Annotated in this window: 1 protein-coding gene; it reads right to left on the bottom strand. The window is 46.8% G+C overall.

Translation table 11 applies throughout. The features are described 5' to 3' along the window. The coding region (locus A3CY_RS21000) for a zinc-dependent metalloprotease (RefSeq protein ID WP_018338246.1) at nucleotides 1-1199 on the bottom strand (1199 nt) is incomplete at both ends.

The raw sequence follows: 1199 nt of genomic DNA, 5'->3' as shown, positions 1-1199 counted from the left end.
AGCGTGGAATATTTCGGGGCGAATATTTTTTGATCCAAAGCTTTGTCATTCAACCAGTCGCTATCTCTCAATTGCTTGATAGTCCAACGCATGGAAGCCCGTTGAACATCACGGGATACCGGCTGGTAACGCTCTACCGGGGTCCCTTCTTTTACAGGATTCAGGTAAACTCCACCCACCTGGCACAGGACGTTTGAAATATACCGGTAGTACTGGTTCAATATTTGAGAATACAATTCCAATCGGTATTCAGAGAAATCATCATCTGAAATCCAATTATTCACGTTTGGCAGAATGTATTTCAAATTCTTGATACCGTAATTACTAGCCTTGATAGGATCATCCCCCAAGTCTTCGGTCAACGCGCTCGGGTCATACATGCTTGCAACTTGTTGTTGACCATAGCGATACATCGGGTCGCCAACTTTCTCGTCAATCCATTGCTCGACAATCTTTGATTCCTCTTTCACGCTTTTATTGCCGGCGATCGGGGAGTACAACCATTTAATCGCGTAATAATCGTAAACACCAAGATCGGGAGGGGTCAATTTCAATCCTTTATCACCGGGCTGTGCCACGTAATTGTAACGAGCGTAGTCCATGATAGAAGGTGTTGTCCCGTATTTACGAGTGAAAGAAGCGGAACGTAACGAATCTACCGGGTAAGCATGAGAAGACGCCATATTGTGCATCAAGCCCAGCGTGTGCCCTACCTCGTGAGCCATCACGTAAACCAAAGACTCGTGCAAAGCCTCTTGTGGCATCTCTTTCTGGCGCATGGATTCGTCAACCTGCGCGGTTTGAACAAAACGCCACTGAGATACCAACTTCACGATATCATTATACACGATCACGGAAGCGTTCACGATTTCGCCCGTTGTCGGGTCTACCCAACTCGGTCCCATGGCATTAGCCACCCCGGCAGGACAATAGCGGATGCAAGAATATTTCAAGTTATCCGGGTCAAAGTTCGGGTCATCCGTCGGGAAATCTTTAACTTGAACCGTGTTCTTGAAACCAATCTTCTCGAAAGCCTTGTTCCAGTCTAAAACTCCCTCCCGCAAAGCAGGTTTCCAGTTTTCCGGGAAAGTATTGTCCAGGTAGAACACGATCGGTTTTACCGGTTCAACAAGTTCACCCCGCTCCCAGGCTTGAACATCTTTCGGTTCCAAACGCCAACGATTGGCAAATGAATAATA

Source organism: Butyricimonas synergistica DSM 23225, assembly GCF_000379665.1.
Taxonomy (GTDB): domain Bacteria; phylum Bacteroidota; class Bacteroidia; order Bacteroidales; family Marinifilaceae; genus Butyricimonas; species Butyricimonas synergistica.
Note: the sequence above shows the minus strand (reverse complement) of the source record. Positions and strands in the feature narration are given on the sequence as shown.